Raw genomic sequence first — 18,408 nt, 5'->3', positions numbered from 1 at the left:
CAGCCGGGCCGGGCTGGAGCGCCGTCGTCTTCCCCAGGAAGGCGTGAGGCTCAGGCGTTGAGCGTGCTCTCGTCGACGCCGGCCTCGGCCATCAGCGTGGCCAGCGCGAGCTTGAGCTTGTCCTTCGCCCGAATCTCCAGCTGACGGGCGCGCTCGCGGGAGAAGCCGAAGTGCTCGCCCAGCTCGCTGAGCGTCATCTCCGCGTCGCCCATGACGCGCTGCTCGATGATGAAGCGCTCGCGCGGGTCCAGGCGGCGCAGGGCGCGCTGCACGAGCTCGCGGGTGAGGTTGGCCTGCTGCCGGTCGGCGACCTCGTCCACCGCGGAGACGGACTCGGACTCCACGAAGTCCAGGTGCGTGGCGTCGCCGTCCTCGCCCATGGGCGCGTCCAGGGACAAGTCACGGCCGCCCATGCGCTGCTCCATCTCGCGCACCTCGGAGGCCTTCACGTTCAGCTTGCGCGCAATCTCCTCGGCGTTGACCACGTTCGCGTCGCCGGCGCCCATCTTCTCCAGCTCGCGGCGCGTGCGGGCCAGGCTGAAAAAGAGGCGGCGCTGCGCCTGCGTGGTGCCCAGCTTCACCAGGCTCCAGTTCTTCAGGATGCAGTTCTGGATGTACGCGCGAATCCACCAGACGGCGTAGGAGATGAGGCGGATGCCCTTGTCCGGATCGAACTTCTGCACGGCCTTCATCAGGCCGATGTTCGCCTCCTGGATGAGGTCCGACATCTTCAGGCCGTAGGAGCGGTACTCGTAGGCCACCTTCACCACGAAGCGGAGGTTCGCCGTCACCAACTGGTGGCCCGCGGCCAGGTCCCCCGCGCGGAAGCGCTTCGACAGCTCCTGCTCCTGCGGCTGGGTGAGCAGCGGGTACTGGTTGATCTCCGACAGGTAGGTGGAGAGCGAATCAGGGGAGGAGAAGGAGTTGGAAGCCTGCATGGTGTCTCTCGGGGAAAAAGAGATCTGGTTGGGGGATCGCGATGACGCTACGGGGGGTTGCCCATTGCGACCCACGTGCCAAGGGGTGGCACCATCGTTTCCAAGTGAATCCAGGGGTTTGCATCCAAGCCGGCCCATGCATAAGGGCGGTAATCGGTCGTTTTTACAGCCAGCCCCACGGAAGTCTCTTCCGAACGTCGACTGGCCAACGGCGCCACTCGCGCCGGGGGGCAGGCAGGGCGAGCAGGCGGGCGGGGCCCTTCATGGAGGCCCGCTGTTTCTTGCCCGATGCGTCATCGCCACCTTGACGACATGGGGGACCTCTTTCAGCTCTTCGCCGTCTCCGCCGTGGTGATGGGCGTGTCGCAGACGCTGTCCCGGGAGCGCATCTTCGCGCCGCTGCGCGCGCGGCTGGGCGGCAAGGACACCTGGTGGGGTTATCTGGTGTCGTGCCCCTATTGCGTGTCGCACTACGTGGCCTTCGTCCTGGTGCCGCTCACGGGGACGAACGTCATTCGGGTGACCGTGGGAGGCTGGCCCGGCTACGTGCTCAGCTGGGTGCTGTCCACGCTGCTCATCACGGTCATCGCGGCTTTCTTCCGGGTGGTGTTCTGGTTCGTGGATGAGACGCAGGGCCTGGTGAAGCGGCGCCAGCGGACGGAAGAGGAGGAGACGGCCACGCGGCGCCTCCACCGCGAGCAGGCGGAGCAGACGCTGAACCACCACGACCCCGAAACGCGTGAGCCCTCACCGCCCGTGCCGCATTGACGCGGCATGTCGCGTGCCCTCCGTATGGATTGACACGCGCGAGGTGGGAGGACGCAACTTCCCTCTGGAAGCTTGAGAAGATGGGGAGAACACCCGTCCCCCCACCGGGCAGGAGGCCCTCGTGAGCCCCATCGACCGCAGCCGCAGCGCCGTCACCCCTCCGATTGCGAAGGCACCCACGGCGGCTCCGAAGAACGCCCTGGTGGGCGGGGTGGTGGATGCCATCAAGGGCGGCATCGCCGACGTGCCCCGCTTCATCGAGATGGGCAAGGACGTCTTCCAGGCCGCGCATGTGAACGAGCTGAAGCGCATCTTCGGCGGGGATGCGAAGCCGGACCGGATGAGTGACGGGAAGTTCGTGGGGGCCAAGGGGCAGACGTTTCCGCCCGGCACGCCGCTGAAGGACGTCCCGGGCGTGACGCCGCTGGACAACCCGAACCCGTCGAAGACGATTCTCTACGTCAACGGCATCATGACGCCGACGTCGGGGCAGCTGAGTGAGATGCAGGCCATCGCGGAGACGGCGGACGCGAAGGTGGTGGGCATCCACAACGCGACGCAAGGCCTGGTGGCGGACCTGGCGCAGTGTGTGGCGGACAAGCTGGACAAGGGCCGCAACCCTGCGGTGGATACGCTGGCGGACACGCTCTACAGCGAGTTGAAGGCGGGCCGTGAGGTGCACCTCATGGGCTACAGCCAGGGCGGCCTTATCACCGCGCGGGCGCTGGATGACGTGGCGAAGCGGCTGCGCATCGAGGATGGCATGTCCCAAGCGCAAGTGGAGAAGACGCTGGGCAAGCTGAGCGTGGAAACGTTTGGCGCGGCGTCCACGCGGTATGTGGATGGGCCCAGGTATGTGCACTACGTCAACAACGCGGACCCGGTGCCCACGCTCACGGGCCTGGGCGGGAGCGTGGACCCGACGGCCTTCCTGAAGGACGCGGGCAAGGGCGCGGTGGTGCACCGGTTCACGGATGGGAATGCCAACCCCATCAGCAACCACATGCTGGATACGCTGTACATGAAGCACCGCGTGGACTTCGACCAGGCTCGGGCGGGGCGGTTCTAGGCGGGTGGCTGTGGTGACTCCGGCGTGAGCTTCACGCCGGTGGCCTGGCTTCAGCGAGCCCGCTTGCCCCGTGGCGCTCCCGGCACGGACGTGGCGACGACGAGCTGCCGGTACTGTCGCGGGCTCAACCCCGTCACCTGCTTGAACTGGCGAGACAGCGCGCTCTGGTCACAGAAGCCCACCGCCAGGGCGATGGCGGAGATGGGCTGCGCATCCTCCACCAGCCGCTCCGCCGCCGCGTCGATGCGAGTCTTCATGATGAACTGCCCGGCAGACAGCTGGAAGATGCGCTGCATCCGCCGCTCGAACTGCGCCGCGGACATCCCCGCCCGTCGCGCCAGCGAGTCGATGCGCAGCCGCTCCCCATAGTTCGCCTGGATGTAGTCGATGGTCCCCGCGAAGCGCTCGTCCACCAGCCCCGCGCGCCCCGGCTCGTGCACGTCCTTGGACAGACACGCCAGCCCCATCACCTCGCCCGTGGCATCGAACAGCGGCACCTTGCTCGTCAGACACCAGCCCGGCTTGCGGTTGTTGAACAACGTCAGGTCCAGGTTGTCCACGAGCGCGCGCCCCGTCCGGAACACCTGCTCGTCCTGTCGCACGTACCGGTCCGCCATGTGCTGGGGGAACAGCTCGTGCGCCGTGTGCCCCACCGCCGCCGCCTTGCTCTTCAGGCCACAGCGCTCCGCACACGCCTCGCTGATGCACACGTAGCGGCCCCGGATGTCCTTCACCGAGAAGACGATGTCCGGCACCCGGTCGAACAGCTCCTCCGCGAACAGCGGATTCGCCACCCGCCCCATGAAGCCCATCCGCCAGTGCTCCAAGGTTTCACGCGTTTTGGTGGTTTCCATTCGTCCCCACATGGGAAAGACACAAGAATGTCACACGTCCTCACGAATACCTTGAACACCGCGTGAAACCCACGTCGGTGTCACTCGGAACGGACGACACCGTGCGGCAAGCCCCCCCATTCGAGGAGCACGAAGCCATGCGCAGTCCAATCCCGGATTGGTGTCGCTGTCACATCGTCCTCGCCATCTGTTGTCTCGCCCTGTTCGCACCCGGAGCGGACGCCCGCCCCGGAGGTCCTCTCCCGGCCGACCCTGCTCAGCGCGTCCATGGACTGGAGCACGCGCACCAGCGCATCCAGCCCGACGAACGGCAGCCGGATGTCTCCCCGGAGCAGCTGCGTCAGGCCCTCACCCCACCGGCACCGAAGCGCTTTCTGCTGGCGTGTGACACGGCGGCCTTCGGGTCCGCCACCGGCACGGCGCTCGTCACGCTGGTGAAGGGCTCCTCGACGGAGTGCATCAACACGCTGTTCAGCGTCACGGGCACGCTCGCCCGGCAGGTGTTCATCGAGAGCAAGATGGTCACCATCGCCAACGCGCTCACCACCAGCGCGCAAGGCTATGGGGGCAACAACAACGGCCAGACGCTCCAGCTCATCATGTTCCTGCGCGCGGGGTACTACGTGCAGTACTACGCCCCGGACGTCGTGGGCAGCTACGGCACGGCGCTGGCCAACGCCATCCGCCCGGCCCTGGCCGCCTTCGTGGCCAACAGCCACTTCCGGGACGTCAACGACGACCACGGCGCGGTGCTGCGGGAGTTCGTCACGCTCATCGACAGCGCGGGGGAGAACGCGCGGCACCTGGGCACCTTCAAGGGCCTGCTGGACCGCTTCAACAATACCGCCCTGGCCTCCTGGTACATGCGCAGCGCCACCAACAACGTCTTCGTCGGACTGTTCCGCGGCCACTACAACGACGCCTTCGTGGCGGCCGTGCAGCAGGACCCGTCCATCATCGACTCGCTGGACTCCTTCGGCCTGCGCACCGAGCACCTGCTGGGCACCGACAACCAGTACCTCTCCGTCAACGCGGCCCGCGAGCTGTCCCGCTTCCTCCAGTACCCGGGGACGTTGCAGACGAAGACGCGCCCCAAGGTGAAGGCGCTCATCACCAGCCACTCGATGACGGGCCCCACCGCGGGCGTCTGGGTGGGCGCCGCGGAGATGGCCGACTTCTACGACGGCGCCAACTGCGCGTACTACGGCATCTGCGACTTCCGGCGGGCGCTGGAGCAGGCGGTGCTCCGCGTGACGCACAACTGCGGCGCCACGCTGCGCATGCGCGCCCAGGAGATGACGGCCACGCAGCTCACGCAGAGCTGCGGCCAGCTCGCCACGCAGGAGTCCTACTTCCACGACAAGCTGAAGACGGGCCGCCTGCCCGTCGCCAGTGACAACAACACGTCGCTGGAGATGGTCATCTTCGACAGCAGCCTGGACTACCAGACGTATGCCGGCGCGCTGTTCGGCATCGACACGAACAACGGCGGCATGTACCTGGAGGGAGACCCGGCGGCGTCCGGCAACCAGGCCCGCTTCATCGCCTACGAGGCGGAGTGGGTTCGGCCCGCGTTCGAAATCTGGAACCTGCGCCACGAGTACGTCCACTACCTGGATGGCCGCTTCAACATGAAGGGCGACTTCGGCGACAGCATCAGCCAGCCCACCATCTGGTGGATTGAAGGGCTGGGGGAGTACATCTCCAAGCAGGACGACAACGCGTCCGCGGTGGAGCTGGGCACCAGCAAGAGCTTCCAGCTCAGCCAGATTCTGCGCAACGACTACAACAGTGGCACCGAGCGCGTGTACTACTGGGGCTACCTCGCGGTGCGCTTCATGTTCGAGCGTCACCCGGCGCAGGTGGACACCTTCGTCGGCCAGTTCCGCGCGGGGAACTACACCGGGTATCGCGCGTCGCTGGACAGCTTGGACTCGGCGAACGACGCGGAGTTCCACCAGTGGATTGACTGCGTCTCCACCGCGACCGACCCGAGCACCTGCGCGAATCCGGACCCGGGCCCGGGGCCTGGCTCCGGCACGCCGTGCACGGGCGCGGACACCCGGATGCTGGACAACGGCTGCTACCGGGGCCCGCTGGCTGGCGACAACATCCAGTACTTCTACCTCTGGGTGCCCGCCGGCGCGCGCAACCTGCGCTTCCAGATGAGCGGCGGCACGGGCAACGCGGACCTCTACGTCCGCGCCAACCAGTGGCCGTCGACGACGGCGTATGACTACCGGCCGTATCTGGCCGGCAACGACGAGGTGGTGGACATCCCCTCGCCGCTGACCGGCGTCTACTACTACGCCATGGTGAGGTCCCGCGCGGCGTTCGCGGGCGTGAAGCTGGAGGCCCGCTTCGACGCGACGCCGTGAAGCCCGGGAGTGACTCCCGGGTGAACACGGGGCGCCCGGGAGTCACTCCTGCTTCAGTACCCCCTCCACCGTTCGCCACAGGTGCAGGGGATTGGCCTCGCGCAGCTCCGGCGGGAGCAGCGCGTCCGGCACATCCTGGAAGCACACCGGCCGCACGAAGCGGCGGATGGCGCCCGTGCCCACGGCGGTGAAGCGGCCATCCGAGCTGGCCGGAAAGGGACCGCCATGCACCATGGCCGGGCAGACCTCCACGCCCGTGGGGACACCATTCATCAGCACGCGGCCCACGCGGTCCGACAGCGTGGGGAGCAGCTCGGCGGCCAGCGCCGTGTCTCCCGCATCCATCATCACCGTCGCGGTGAGCTGGCCTTCCAACCTGGAGGCCACGCGCACCAGCTCCGCCGCGTCACGCGCCACGGTCAGCACCGCGCAGCTTCCGAACACCTCTTCCGTGAGCGCGCGCTCGGCGAGCACCACGCGGGCCTCCGCCTCGAACAGCGCGGCAGCACCCAGCGCGGCCTTCGACTCACCCCGCGCACAGGTCCGTGTGTCCGTGCGAGCGGCGAGACGGCTCACGCCCTCGCGAAAGCGCTCGGCGATGGCGGGCGTCAACATGGGGGCGGCCGAGGCGGCCCCCAGCTTCTCCGCGAGCCGCGCGCGGAAGACCTCGTACCCCGGGCCCTCTACCGCCACGAGCAGGCCAGGCGAGGTGCAGAACTGGCCCGCGCCCTGGAGGATGGACGTGGCCAGCGCGTCCGCCATCGCCTGGGGACGGGCGGCCAGCGCCTCCGGCAGGAGGAAGATGGGGTTGATGGAGCCCATCTCTGCGAAGACGGGAATGGGGACAGGCCGCGCGGCGGCCAGCGCCATCAGCGCGCGTCCTCCGCCACGCGAGCCCGTGAAGCCGACGGCGCGGATGGCGGGGTGACTCACGAGCGAGGCGCCCACCTCCGTGCCCGCGTCGAACAGGAGCGAGAACACGCCTTCGTGCAGCCCACACGCCACCACGGCCGCGCGGATGGCCAGGCCCGCGCGCTCCGACGTCGCGGGGTGCGCGGGATGGGCCTTGGCGACGACGGGACAGCCCGCGGCCAGCGCGGACGCGGTGTCACCTCCGGCGACGGAGAACGCGAGCGGGAAGTTGCTCGCGCCGAACACGGCCACCGGCCCCACGGGGCGCAGCACGGAGCGCAGGTCCGGACGCGGCAAGGGACGGCGCTCGGGGAGGGCCCGGTCGATGCGCGCATCCACCCAGCTGCCTTCCTCCAGCAGCCGAGCGAACTGACGGAACTGTCCGGCCGCGCGGCCCAGCTCTCCCTGGATGCGCGCGGGGGGAAGTCCGGTCTCCTTGGGCGTCACGGCGAGGAAGTCCGCCTCCGCCGCGAGGAGCGCCTCGGCGATGTGCTCCAGGAACACGGCGCGCTGACGCGAGGGCAGCGCCGCGAGCGTGGGGGCGGCCTGCTCCGCGAGCACGCAGGCCCGCTCCACCTCCTGGGGCCGCGCGCCGTGGAAGCGAGGCTCGAGCGCCACGCCCTCCGCGGGATTCCAGCCGGTGAACGTCGGCCCACCGGGCTCGCCGCGTTCGGCGCCAATCAAGGACAGTCCCATCCAGCTCATGCGGCGACCTCACTCCGGGAGGGGCCCATCGCCCCTCCAGCTTCGATACAGGACACTTCGCGACGGGGCACTACAACGCGGGCCGGTTCGCCAGGGCCTCGCGCAGCACGCGCAGGCACTCCTCGCGCTCGGCACCCGCCAGCTCCAGCCGAGGCCCGCGCACCCGCTCGTGGCCCCAGCCGACTTCCTGCTGGACCAGCTTGATGAGCTGGATGAACTTGGTGACGGTGTCTAGGCGCAAGAGCGGCAGGAACCAGCGGTACAGCTCGAAAGCGGCCTGCTTCTTTCCAGCGAGGGCCAGCTCGAACAGTCGCACGGACTCGGCGGGGAACGCATTGACCAGCCCCGCCACCCAGAAGCGCGCGCCCGCGTCCACGCCCTCGACGAGGCAGTCGTCCACGCCCACGCCCACGGCCAGCCGGTCTCCCAGGAGGGCGCGAATGGCGGTGACGCGACGGGCGTCGGTGGAGGACTCCTTCACGGCGACCGCGTTGTCATGCTCGGCGGCCAGCTCCGCGAGTTGGGCGGGGGTGAAGTCCGTCTTGTAGGCGACGGGGTTGTTGTAGAGCAGGCACGGCAGCTTCGTGGCGCGCAGGACGGCGGAGATGTGGGCCTTCATCTCGCGCCAGTCGCTGGAATAGACATAGGGGGGCAACACCATCAGTCCGGCGCAGCCCGCCTCCTCCGCGGCGCGAGCCAGCCGCACGGCCTCCTCCGTGGACAGGGCGGCGATGCCCGGGATGACGGGCACCTTCGCCGCGTCCACGCACGTGCGCATCACCGCGGCCTTCTCCTCCAGGCTCAGCGTCGCGCCCTCGCCCAGTGAGCCGCAGGGGATGATGCCGGTGCAGCCCTGCGACACCAGCCAGCGCACGTGTGAGCGCACCGTGCCGTGGTCGACGGACAGGTCCGTGTTGAATGGGGTGGTGATGGCGGGGAGGACACCAGTCCAGAGGTTCATGACTCTCTCGTGTGGGTAGAGGAAACGTCCGGGGGAAGGCGCAGGCTGCCGATGCGCGCGGGAAGACAGGGTGGGCGCACGTCCTCTCCCGGCCAGCCGAAGAGGGTTTGCGCCGCCATGCCGCAGGTGCGGCCCTGACAGGCGCCCATGCCCAGCCGGGCGTACAGCCGGGCCTCGCGCAGGTTCTGACAGCCCTCCAGCGCGGACAGGGGCACGTCCTCGCAGCGGCACAGCAGCGTGTCGGGCGTGGCCAGCCGTCGCAGCTCCGCGCGTGGCGCGTCATGCCGCGCGAGCTGGGCGGCGAACGCGCGGACGCGATGCCAGGTGCGCTCCAGCTCGACGGGGATGGGGTGCTCCGCGGCGACGAGTCCAGCCAGCTCTCCGGTGACGAGCGCCTGGTCCACGCCGCCGATGCCGAGCAGTTCGCCCACGGCGTGGACCTTGGAGACTCGCGTCTCCAGGCGCTCGTTCACGACCACCGCGCCGGCAGAGGTCTCACAGCCCAGCAGCCGGGCCACTTCCAGATTGGGCACGAGCCCGTAGGCCGCGCCCAGGTAGTCGCACCGCAGCTGTTCCTCGCGACCGCGCACGGACAGGCGGACCGACTCCACCCGGCCCTCGCCTTCGGCGGCGATGACCCAGGCGTCCGTGGACGTAGGCACGCGGATGAGCGCCGCGGACATCAAGGCGCCTTGGAGCAGCTTGGCGGGGTGTCGCCAGAGCTGGAGGGCGAAGCCCCAGTGGCTCGCGGCGGCGGCCTGCTCGGCGATGTAGAGGACCTCGCCACCGTGGGCGTGAATCGTCGCGGCGGCGGCGAGCAACAGTGGGCCCGTGCCGGCGAGCACCACGCGCTTGCCGCGAATGGGGAGGCCATCCTTGACGAGCACCTGGAGGCCGCTGACGCCCAGCACGCCCGGCAGTGTCCAACCGGGGAACGGGAGGAAGCGCTCGCGTGCGCCGGTGGCGAGCACCGCGCGGCCGTAGCGCACCGCGAACGAGGAGGCGCCCTCTTCGACCAGGAGCACTCCCGGCTCGGGCGCGGCGACGACGCGAGCGCCTGGACGAAAGCGAGCGCCCGACGCGGCGAAGCGGGTGAGCCACCGGCGCGCGAGGCGATTCGCGCCCTTTCGGGCCTCGCCTCTCCAGACCTGCCCCCCGGGCTCGGGCTGGGCGTCGAGGACGAGCACATCCAGCCCCGCCTCGGCCGCACGGCAAGCGGCGGCGAGTCCGCCAGGTCCGGCGCCGACGACCACGAGGTCACAGGCCTCACGCATCGGTCACCACCTCCTGGTTCTCACGGCACGGCGTCAGACACATGAGGACCTCGGGCACACCATCGATGGTGGCTCGGCACTCGAAGCAGACACCCATTCCGCAGAGGGGCCCGCGGGGGCGCCCGCTCAAGTCGGCGCGACTGACGAAGCGGTCCGTCATCGCCAGCGCAGCCGCGACCGACGTTCCCACTGGCACCGTGACCGCACGTCCGTTGATGCGCAGGGTGACGCGCGGGGTGGCCTTCGACGCGGGCTCATGCATGAGCGACCTCCCGAGAGGACACCGTCAGGAATCGCGCGGGTGAATACGGACGCGCATCGATGGCGCTGGTGCGCCCGAGCAGCTGGTCCGCTACCAGACGCGCGCTGCCCGTGGCGGTGGTGATGCCGAGCCCCTCATGGCCACAAGCCAGCCAGAGCCACGGCTTCTCCGGATGAGGCCCCAGCAAGGGAAGACCATCGGGTGTCGCCGGACGCAGGCCCGTCCAGACGCGCAGTGCCTGCAAGCCATCGAGCCCCGGAAGGAACAGGGCCGCGCGCTTCAGCATGCGGTCCAGGAGCGCCGCGTCCACCTCGCGCGTCGCATCGCCCGGCTGGCGCGACGAGCCCAGCAGGAGCTGCCCCGTGACACGCGGCTGGGCATTGAACGCCACGGAAGCGCCGTCCGTGCCGTGCGCGCTCTTGAGGTAGCCCAGCTCCACCAGTTGGTGATGCACCACGGGCGCCCCGCGCCGGGTGATGAGCAGGTGTCCCTTGCGCGGAGAGATGGGCAGCCCAGGGCAGAGCGCGGGACTGGCCACGCCGGCCGCGAGCACGATGTGCCGTGCCGTCAGCACCTCCCCATGGGAGAGCACGACGCTTCCCGGGCGCAGCTCCCGAACCGGACTCCCCGTCATCAGCCGCGCACCCCGAGCCTGGGCACGCAGCGCGAAGGTCCGCGCGGCGAGCGGCGGATACAGCACGGCATCATCCACGACACGCAGCGCTCCCACGAGTCCCGGAGCAAGCGCGGGCTCGGCCTCATGGAGCGCCGCGCTGTCGAGCACCTCGGCACGGATGCCCGCGGCGCGGTAGTTGGCCACCTTCGCGGAGACAGCGGCCATCTCCTCTTCGTCGGCGGCGAGCCAGAGGGTGCCACACGCGTCGTACTCCACCGCGCGAGGCAGTCCATCCGCGAGCTCGCGCCACAGCGACACGGACCACGACGTCAGCGCGAGCTCCGCCGCGTTGTCATCCATGGCCACCAGGTGGCCCATGCCGCACGCCGTCGTCCCCGCACCGATGGACCGCGCCTCGACGAGCGCCACCGACACGCCGTCAGCACTGAGCACATCCGCGAGCGCCGCGCCGACGATGCCACCGCCGACGATGACGCAGTCGAAGGCGCTCATCCGATGCCCCAGGCAAAGGGGTCCGTCGGGTCCACCAGCAGCGTGGCCTCCGCGTTGACGGACGCGGTGCCGGTGATGGTGGGCAGGATGCGCGCACCGTCACGGACGTAGCGCGCCTCGAAGCGACTGCCGAGGATGCTCTCCTGCACCCACGTCGCGCCTTCCGCGAGCACACCCTCGGCGGCCAGACACGCGACCTTCGCGCTCGTCCCGGTGCCACATGGCGAGCGGTCATAGGCCAGCCCTGGGCAGAGCACGAAGTTGCGAGCATCCACCCCTGGCGTCGGAGAGGGGGCGTACAGCTCGACGTGGTCGATCTCCGCGCCGCCCTCCCCGGTGATGCCCTGGTCCGAGAGCGCCTGCTTGATGGCGGAGGTGTACGCCAGGAGCGCGGGAGTCCGCGACAGCTCCAGCGGCAGGTGCGTGGCGCGGGAGAGGAAGAACCAGTTGCCACCCCAGGCGATGTCGCCGCGCACTTCGCCATGTCCCGGCACGGACACCGCCACGTCCTGCGCCCACCGGTAGCTCGGCACATTGGCGATGCTGACGCGCCCATCTGGATGCAGCGTGGCCTTCACCACGCCAACGGGAGTCTCCAGCGAGTGGACGCCAGGGCCGATGCGCCCCAGGTACTCCAGCGTCTTCACCACGCCGATGGTCCCGTGGCCGCACATTCCGAGATAGCCGACGTTGTTGAAGAAGATGATGCCGGCGACGCTCGACGTACTGACAGGCGGACACAGCAGCGCGCCCACCATGACGTCGGACCCACGGGGCTCGCAGACGATGGCCTTGCGAAAGGCGTCGAACTCCTCGCGGAAGCGCTCACGCAGGCTCGGCAGGTCGCCCGCTCCCAGCTCCGGGCCTCCGTCCGTCACCACGCGCGTGGGCTCTCCCCCGGTATGACTGTCGATGACACGAATGCGCCGCATGCGAGCCGCTCCCGCTACCCGGGCCTCCCATGCGCCACCCTAGGAGTCCCGAGGCGCTGTTTCTTGGGAGATTCGACCGCGCTCGCGAGGCAATCACGCAAATGCGCCAGCGAGCAGCCCCCCTCAGGGACACCCGCCGGGGACACGCGCGCCCGTGGGGAGGTGCCGACGGTCGGGGCTCACCACAGGCCCTGCTGGCGCAGCAGCTCCGCCAGCGGGTGTGCGCCCAGCCCGTGCGCGTCGAAGAGCCGGCCCGCGACCTCGTGTGTGGGGTTCTTCCACGCGATGCGCTCCGGCCCGTCCTCTCGCGTGTTGCCACACAGCAGGAGCGACGCCCTCAGTACCTCGGCGGACGGAAACAGCGTGTGCTCGAAGAGGAGCGGATTCTGGCTGGTGAGAAATACCTGCCGCGCCCCCAGCTCCCGCATGCTCGCTTCCACCCAGCGCGGATGCAGCCCATTGCCCAGCTCGTCCGCGATGGCGAAGTCCTCGTTCACGTCCAGGTAGTAGAGCAGTGACAGCAGCCGCTTCTGCCCGAAGCCCAACGCCTCGTGCGTCAGCACCCGGCCATCGCGCCGCGTGAACTCGAAGCCAAAGCCCCCAAAGCCCACGCGCCCGCCGTTCTCGAACGACCGCTTCTCCAGCACCTCCACGCGGAAGCGGCCCGCCTCAAAGCCCGCCAGCGCCACGAACTTCGCCAGGAAGCTGTCTTCGCGCGCGTCGTGCGTCAGCTCCAGCACGTCCTTGACGGATGGCTGCTCCATCTGCTCACGCAGCCACCCCGGCATCCACGTGGGCAGCGCCATCAACCCCAGCGGGAACACTTCGCCGTCCCGCACCTCCATGGCATAGCGGATGGCGCCGATGCGTTCGAACATCCCCAGCGCTTCATCGAAGCGCTGCGGCGCCAGCAGGAACGTACGGCGCAGCAGCTCCTTGAGCCGCTCCTTCATCCCCGCGTCGATGTACTGCGCCGTCATGAACAGCAGGGTCCACACCGACCGGTCCAGCAGCGACCAGTGCATGCTCCGCGACCACACGGCCTCGCCGTCCACCTTGCAGTCCATGCCCGCCGCGTCCGCACGCATCACCAACCTGGCTGACGGCGAATGGAACTGCACGTCCACTTCGATGCGCGGGTGCAGCGAGGAGTCCAGCGCGGGCGTGCGCAGCGGCATCAGCGCGGAGCCCTTTCTCGGCGGTGCTTCCGTGTCTGGCGCCGGCGCGTTCTCCTCGTTCCGGACGAAGACGTGCAGCTTCATGCCCGGAAACGCCAGGTCGTACTCCAGCGCGAACGGCTCGTGGATGAGGCCGGAGAAGTCCGAGCCGAGCACCGTGGAGATGAGCTCCAGCAGCGTCGTCCTGCCGGTGCCGTTCTCCCCCAGCACCAGATTGGACGACGGGCTGAACACCAGCGAGGTGCCAGGGACGACGTTCCGGTAGTGATGGACCTCGAGCCGCGTGAGCTTCATGGGTCTCCTCGGCGCGCAGCATGGCCAGTGTGGGCGCGCGGGGGAACCGCGCAATGTCACGGAATGTCCACCTCCTTTCGTGTGTAGAGGGCGCCCGAGCCCCTCCCTGGACGCTCGCCGCATGACGCGGTGCAGGCCAAGGTGGAACGTGAGGTGGAGCGAGACCTCGTCTATACACTCCGCCGGCTCTGCGACCCCTCCGGGTCGGAAAGGACGAAGTGAGGACGATGAAGAACCAGCTTCTCAGCTGTATGGCCTCCGCGCTCATGACCCTGTCGGCGATGCCCGCGCTGGCTCAACTCAAGCTGCCGGCCGCCAGCCCCGCGGCGAAGGTGACGCAGGAGGTGGGCGTCTCCGAGATTTCCGTCGAATATTCCAGCCCGGCGGTGAAGGGCCGGAAGGTCTGGGGCGAGCTGGTCCCCAATGACAAGGCGTGGCGCAGCGGCGCCAACTCGGCGACGAAGATTACCTTCAGCCACCCCGTCACCTTCGGCGGCAAGGCCGTTCCGGCGGGCTCCTACGCCATCGTCAGCCTGCCCTCGCAGAAGGGTTGGAAGGTGATGCTGAACACGGACCTGGGCCTGTGGCGGGGCGGCGCGCCCTACGACACCTCCAAGGACGTGGCGTCGGTGAGCGCCACCACCACGGAGATTCCGTCGCGTGAGCGCCTGACGTACCTCTTCACCGACACCACGGACAACAGCACGCGGCTGGACCTGGAGTGGGAGAAGCTGCGCGTCTCCGTCCCCATCACGGTGGACACGGCGGCCATCGCGAAGGCCAACATCGCGGAGGCGCAGAAGGGCATTGCCGGCATGCACGTGAGCGCCGCCTCCTACGTGGCGGAGACCACCAAGGACTACGCCGCCGCGCTGAAGCACGCCGACGCGGCCGTGGCCGCCAACGGCACCTGGTACAACCACTGGGTTCGCGCGGGCGTCCTGTCGCAGATGGGCAAGTACAGCGATGCCCGCAAGGCCGCGCAGACCGCGTGGGACCTGGGGCAGAAGGACAAGAACTTCTTCTACCGTGACCAGGTCTCCAAGGCGCTGGCGGAGTGGAAGAACAAGAAGTAGCCAGCCACTCCCGGGGCTCCTCAGCGACGGAGGGGCCCCGTCAGGAGCCGGCGGTAGAGCGCCTCGTAGCGGTCGATGGCGGGTTCCTTCTGGAAGCGTTCCAGGACCTGCGCCCGCGCGCGGTGTGAGAAGCCCTGCCAACGCTCCGCGTCCTCGACCAATGTGAGCACGTGCCGGGCCATGGCCGGGACGTCACCCAGCGGCGCCAGGAAGCCCGTCTCCCCGTGCGTGACGAGCTCCGGGATTCCGCCCAGGTCGCTGGCCACCACGGGAACGCCGCAGCTGAGCGCTTCCAGCGCGGCGAGCCCGAAGCTCTCCTGCTCGCTGGGGAGCAGGAAGACGTCGGAGGCGGCGACCAGCTCCTCGAAGCGGTCCTGCTTGCCGAGGAACGCGACGCGGCCCTCCAGGCCCATCTCCCGCAGCATCCGCTCCGCGGGTGAGCGCTCCGGACCGTCTCCCACCATCACCAGGCGGCAGGGACGGTGGCGGTGGACCTCGGTGAAGATGGCGACCACGTCGGTGATGCGCTTCACCGGCCGGAAGTTGGAGACGTGGATGAGCACCGGCTCGTGGTCACGCAGGGCGGGGAAGAGCGCGCGCAGGCAGGCGCGGTCTCGCACCGGGGCATAGCGGGCGGTGTCCACGAAGTTGGTGATGACGTCGATGGGGACGCTCTCGGGAATGTCGAAGCCCCGCCACGTCGCGCGGCGCAGGTAGGCCGACGGCACCGTCACCGCGTCGCTTCGCGTGATGGAGAAGCGCGTAATCGGCAGGTAGCTGGGGTCGATTCCCACCAGCGTGGTGTCCGTCCCGTGCAGCGTGGTGACGACTCGCGGCGCCTTGTGGCCCAGCACCTCGCGCGCCATCCACGCGGCGGTGGCGTGGGGCACCGCGTAGTGGACGTGGAGGATGTCCAGGCGCTCGTAGCTGGCGACCTCGATCATTTTGGAGGCCAGCGCGATGGGATAGGTGCCGGACTGCTGGAGCGCCGGGTAGTCGCTCTCCGTCACCTCGTGGAAGACGACCTTCCGGTTCGCGCCATGGAGGCGGACCGGCAGGTCCCGAGCGATGAAGTGGACGCGGTGGCCCCGGTCCGCCATCGCGAGGCCAATCTCCGTGGCGACCATGCCGCTGCCACCGAAGGTTGGAAAGCAGGTGATGGCCACGTTGAGCGGGGCGTTCATGTGCGTGACGGGAAGAACAGGGGCTTGGCGAAGCTATTCCTGCGAAAATGGTCGAGCGGGTCGGCCAGCCCCAACGCCTCGCGGAGGATGTAGGGCTCGCCGTGGGTGACGCCAATCTGCGCGCCATGAAAGCGATCCCGGGCTTCCAGCGAGGACACCGACAGCGGTGAGCCCACCAGCGTGGGCGGGGCGTCCGGACGGGGCATCACCTGGCTGGCATAGCAGTGCACCGCCGCCAGCTTGCGCTCGTAGACGGCGGAGACGTCGACGATGACGCTGGGCTCGGCCAGGTGCCGCATCGGGTAGTAGAGGACCTGCCGCGGCGTGAAGGGCTCCGCGGCGGGCTCCGCGTCGAACTTGCGCACGCCTGCGAAGAAGAGGGCGCGCGTCACCAGCGCACTGGCGGCCTCGTGGTCCGGGTGGCGCTCCTGCTCCCAGGGTACGACGACCAGCTCCGGGCGCAGGCGGCGCAGCGCTTCCACCACGCGGGCCACGGCGGCGGTGCGGGCGCGCTCGGGCTCGGGCGTGTCGAAGCCCGCCCACGGATTGAGCCAGCCGTCGGGCAGCTCCAGGTTCTCCCGGTGGGCCAGCCCCAGCGCGCGGGTGGCGGCTTCCGTCTCCTCCGCGCGGGACTGGAGCGTGCCGCGCGAACTCTTCTCGCCGCGCGTCAGGTCGACGATGCCGGTGCGGTAGCCACGGGTGGCCATGCTCGCCAGTAGCCCGCCGCAGAACAGCTCCACGTCATCCGGGTGTGGGCCAAAGGCGAGGACGTCGATGCCGTAGGCGGTGCCGGTCGCGCTCATGGCGTCAGGTCCTTCGAATCACCGGAGAAGGGGACACACGCGTCCAGCACCGTCTTCGTGAAGGCGCGCGTCCCGATGCGGCAGGCGAAGTAGGGCAGCCCGAGGATCCGCTCCTGGGGCGCGTCCTCCGGGAAGAGGACGGTGCGCAGGCGGTCCACCTGTTCGGCCGCGGTGGCATCACGCCGGGCGAGCGCGCGGCGGTAGCGGCCCGTCAGCCGGGACACCGCGACACGCACCGTGCCCTGGGTGCGGCGCAGCGCGTCCTGGAGGTTCGCGTCCACCGCGGACACCTGCCCGGCGACGCGCTCCAGCTCGGAGGAGAATGCGCCGAAGAGGCGGGCCTCCAGGGCCTCGGGCGTCTCCAGCGACTCCGGGGCATCACGCGTGGCCAGCCGCGTGAGCAGCGCTTCGCGCGGCACGTTCACCTCATCCGGCTGGAGCCCCACCTTGCCCAGCCACCGCCGCGTGCGGTCATCGAGCACGCGGAAGCGGGCCCGGGGAATGGCGAGCGGCATCGGACGGCCCGCGTGGGCGTAGAGCGGCGCCAGTTGCGCGAAGTAGGCCAGCTCGCCCGGGCCGCCGACATACGCGGCCGTGGGGAGCCACGTGTCCTGGAGGAGGGGGCGCAGCAGCGCGGACGTGGTGAAGCGCAGCGGCTCTCGCTCCAGGGCGGCATGCAGCGCGTCCTGGGTGATGGCGCTGCTTTCCGGGTGACCCACCAGACTCCAGGCGCCCGCTTCCGCCGGGTCCAGCCGGTAGCGCGGGCCATCGAGCGCATCGGGTGAGAAGAAGCTGAGCGGCGAGCCCGGACGGACATGGACCTGCACCGTGTAGCCCGCGCGGGTGAGCGCCTCCGCTCGGGCCGCGAGCACCGAGGAGAGTGCCCCCGCTTCCTGGAGGGCGAAGCGGTGCACGGGCGCGGCGAGTGGCGCCAGTCGTGCGTCTCTCGGGTCGAGGAAGACGAGCCCCTCGTCGGCGAAGAGGGAGGACAGGACGTCGGTGAAGGCTCCCGCGAGCGTGGCTTCAGGGCGGTAGGCCCGCTCCAGCAGGGAGAGGAATTCCTCCGCATGGGGCTCTGCTTCCAGCTCGGCGCGGAGGGTGGCCAGGGCGGGGAGGACGCTGGGTCCAAGGTGGCGGTGGGCGATGGGCGCTCGAGACGTTGCTGCATCCGGAAGCTCGAGCGCCAGGCGACAGGGCCCTCCGCCCGGACGTGGGATGACACAGTGGTCAATCTCCGGGAGGTCGTGGTCCTCCGTCTGGAGCCAGAAGACGGGAACACAGGGCCGGCCGGTTTCTTCCTGAAGCGCGCGCGCCGTGACGATGGCGGACGCGGCTTTGTAGAGCGTGTACAGCGGCCCCAGGAAGAGGCCCATCTGCTGCCCCGTCACCACCGCCACGGTGCCAGGCTTCGCGAGCAGCGCGAGGTTGCGCTCCCGCGCGGGACTGGGCGCGAGGCGCGCGTTCTGCGCACCGAGGACGTCCAGCAGCGCGGGCGACACCGCGCGCGACGCGGCGGCGGCCACGGCCCGGGCGCGCGCTTCACGGTGTCGATAGTCGTCGGGAAGGAAGGAGAGCGCGGACGCATCTCCGCGAAGCCACGCGGTCGAGAACGGGGACGTCACGGCATGCCGTGATAACAGGTCGCGGCGGGCGCGCCACCGGAAGTGCACGCTTGCACGTCATGTGCGGCC

The 18,408-nt window shown here is 69.6% G+C and carries 16 protein-coding genes; 4 read left to right on the top strand and 12 right to left on the bottom strand.

Features of this window, described 5'->3' with window-relative positions; all coding sequences use genetic code 11:
* Positions 1-50 precede the first annotated feature (50 nt).
* Entirely contained in the window at positions 51-938 is an 888-nt protein-coding gene (locus BLU09_RS29870; RefSeq protein WP_090493462.1) for an RNA polymerase factor sigma-32, read from the bottom strand.
* 312 nt (positions 939-1,250) lie between these two features.
* On the opposite strand from BLU09_RS29870, the gene BLU09_RS29865 reads away from it, so the two are divergent.
* Together BLU09_RS29865 and BLU09_RS29860 are read left to right on the top strand one after the other, a co-directional pair.
* The gene (locus tag BLU09_RS29865) at positions 1,251-1,706 is read left to right on the top strand and encodes a hypothetical protein (protein WP_090493604.1); all 456 of its coding nucleotides are present in this window, start codon (positions 1,251-1,253) and stop codon (positions 1,704-1,706) included.
* 121 nt (positions 1,707-1,827) lie between these two features.
* Positions 1,828-2,775 carry an alpha/beta fold hydrolase gene (locus BLU09_RS29860; protein WP_090493460.1) on the top strand — a complete coding sequence of 316 codons (948 nt, stop codon included), beginning with the start codon at positions 1,828-1,830 and terminating at the stop codon, positions 2,773-2,775.
* Positions 2,776-2,825: 50 nt separating this feature from the next.
* Here BLU09_RS29860 and BLU09_RS29855 read toward each other — a convergent pair whose 3' ends face one another.
* Complete coding sequence (locus tag BLU09_RS29855; RefSeq protein WP_244172126.1) at positions 2,826-3,629, bottom strand: AraC family transcriptional regulator; 804 nt, start codon at positions 3,627-3,629, stop codon at positions 2,826-2,828.
* Between the two features lie 137 nt (positions 3,630-3,766).
* Between BLU09_RS29855 and BLU09_RS29850 the strand changes: the two genes are divergently transcribed.
* Positions 3,767-6,007 (top strand): M9 family metallopeptidase, encoded by a 2,241-nt coding sequence (locus BLU09_RS29850; RefSeq protein ID WP_090493602.1) that lies wholly within the window; start codon positions 3,767-3,769, stop codon positions 6,005-6,007.
* 42 nt (positions 6,008-6,049) lie between these two features.
* Here the strand turns inward: BLU09_RS29850 and BLU09_RS29845 are convergent, their stop codons facing one another.
* The 7 genes from BLU09_RS29845 to BLU09_RS29815 all read right to left on the bottom strand — a co-directional run bounded on the left by BLU09_RS29845 (position 6,050) and on the right by BLU09_RS29815 (position 13,654).
* Positions 6,050-7,624, bottom strand: a complete 1,575-nt coding sequence (locus BLU09_RS29845; RefSeq protein ID WP_090493457.1) for an aldehyde dehydrogenase (NADP(+)) — start codon at positions 7,622-7,624, stop codon at positions 6,050-6,052.
* Positions 7,625-7,694: 70 nt separating this feature from the next.
* Positions 7,695-8,585 (bottom strand): dihydrodipicolinate synthase family protein, encoded by an 891-nt coding sequence (locus BLU09_RS29840; protein WP_090493455.1) that lies wholly within the window; start codon positions 8,583-8,585, stop codon positions 7,695-7,697.
* The gene (locus tag BLU09_RS29835; protein WP_090493453.1) at positions 8,582-9,859 is read right to left on the bottom strand and encodes an NAD(P)/FAD-dependent oxidoreductase; all 1,278 of its coding nucleotides are present in this window, start codon (positions 9,857-9,859) and stop codon (positions 8,582-8,584) included. Before BLU09_RS29835 ends, BLU09_RS29840 begins: the two co-directional genes overlap by 4 nt.
* Positions 9,852-10,121, bottom strand: coding sequence for a (2Fe-2S)-binding protein (locus BLU09_RS29830; RefSeq protein WP_090493451.1), 270 nt, complete (start codon positions 10,119-10,121; stop codon positions 9,852-9,854). The genes BLU09_RS29835 and BLU09_RS29830 overlap by 8 nt, the downstream gene beginning before the upstream one ends.
* Positions 10,114-11,250 carry an NAD(P)/FAD-dependent oxidoreductase gene (locus tag BLU09_RS29825; RefSeq protein ID WP_090493449.1) on the bottom strand — a complete coding sequence of 379 codons (1,137 nt, stop codon included), beginning with the start codon at positions 11,248-11,250 and terminating at the stop codon, positions 10,114-10,116. The genes BLU09_RS29830 and BLU09_RS29825 overlap by 8 nt, the downstream gene beginning before the upstream one ends.
* Positions 11,247-12,182: a proline racemase family protein gene (locus BLU09_RS29820; protein WP_090493447.1), complete on the bottom strand. Its 936-nt coding sequence runs from the start codon at positions 12,180-12,182 to the stop codon at positions 11,247-11,249. Before BLU09_RS29820 ends, BLU09_RS29825 begins: the two co-directional genes overlap by 4 nt.
* 179 nt (positions 12,183-12,361) lie before the next feature.
* Positions 12,362-13,654 (bottom strand): ATP-binding protein, encoded by a 1,293-nt coding sequence (locus BLU09_RS29815; RefSeq protein ID WP_186817932.1) that lies wholly within the window; start codon positions 13,652-13,654, stop codon positions 12,362-12,364.
* Positions 13,655-13,881: 227 nt separating this feature from the next.
* On the opposite strand from BLU09_RS29815, the gene BLU09_RS29810 reads away from it, so the two are divergent.
* Complete coding sequence (locus tag BLU09_RS29810; RefSeq protein ID WP_244172125.1) at positions 13,882-14,730, top strand: DUF2911 domain-containing protein; 849 nt, start codon at positions 13,882-13,884, stop codon at positions 14,728-14,730.
* Between the two features lie 20 nt (positions 14,731-14,750).
* Here BLU09_RS29810 and bshA read toward each other — a convergent pair whose 3' ends face one another.
* Genes bshA through bshC form a run of 3 tightly spaced genes read right to left on the bottom strand, consistent with a single transcriptional unit; the run spans position 14,751 to position 18,387 of the window.
* Positions 14,751-15,914: an N-acetyl-alpha-D-glucosaminyl L-malate synthase BshA gene (gene bshA / locus BLU09_RS29805; RefSeq protein WP_090493441.1), complete on the bottom strand. Its 1,164-nt coding sequence runs from the start codon at positions 15,912-15,914 to the stop codon at positions 14,751-14,753.
* Positions 15,911-16,717, bottom strand: coding sequence for a bacillithiol biosynthesis deacetylase BshB1 (gene bshB1, locus BLU09_RS29800; RefSeq protein ID WP_090493439.1), 807 nt, complete (start codon positions 16,715-16,717; stop codon positions 15,911-15,913). Before bshB1 ends, bshA begins: the two co-directional genes overlap by 4 nt.
* The gene (gene bshC / locus BLU09_RS29795) at positions 16,714-18,387 is read right to left on the bottom strand and encodes a bacillithiol biosynthesis cysteine-adding enzyme BshC (protein ID WP_186817931.1); all 1,674 of its coding nucleotides are present in this window, start codon (positions 18,385-18,387) and stop codon (positions 16,714-16,716) included. Before bshC ends, bshB1 begins: the two co-directional genes overlap by 4 nt.
* Positions 18,388-18,408: the final 21 nt, after the last annotated feature.

The sequence above is a fragment of the Myxococcus virescens genome, assembly GCF_900101905.1.
Lineage (GTDB): Bacteria > Myxococcota > Myxococcia > Myxococcales > Myxococcaceae > Myxococcus > Myxococcus virescens.
This window is presented reverse-complemented; position numbering and strand designations above follow the sequence as displayed.